Here is a 432-nt window from a genome sequence, read left to right as displayed (position 1 = left end):
GTTCCCAAGTTGAAGCTTCACGCCACGGGATGCCAGGCTGTCGCCAATAAGCCGTGCATCAGGGACAGAGCGGGCCAGTCGATCAAGCTTTGGTACGACCAAAGTATCGCCACTACGAACAGCCGCCAGTGCCTGGTCAAGGCCGGCCCTTTCCCGGTTCGTGCCGGTGAAGCCCTTGTCGGAGTAAATACGATCCGCAGAAACACCGAGTTTGAGCAGTTCCTCATGCTGGGCCGCGAGATCCTGTTTGTCCGTCGAGCAGCGGGCATAGCCGATCATTATGTGTGTCATACGGGAAAGTGTAACGTATAAGGCCCCATGACTGCAAAACATATGGTACCACCTTTATGAGACACAGCACACGGCTGTATTCCATGACGTGTTGCACTTGTCCGGGACAGTCCGTCCAACGATCCCCTTCCGGACACATGA

At 55.6% G+C, this 432-nt stretch carries 1 protein-coding gene; it reads right to left on the bottom strand.

The features are described 5' to 3' along the window. Positions 1–291 (bottom strand): recombinase family protein (locus tag KP705_RS21820; RefSeq protein ID WP_215765273.1); only part of this gene is annotated, 291 nt, incomplete at its 3' end. Positions 292–432 lie beyond the last annotated feature (141 nt).

Origin of the sequence: Gluconobacter sp. P1D12_c (assembly GCF_018812105.1) — a bacterium.
Taxonomy (GTDB): Bacteria; Pseudomonadota; Alphaproteobacteria; order Acetobacterales; family Acetobacteraceae; genus Gluconobacter; species Gluconobacter oxydans_A.
The sequence above is the reverse complement of the archived record's forward strand: the minus strand, read 5'-3'. Positions and strand labels throughout refer to the sequence as shown.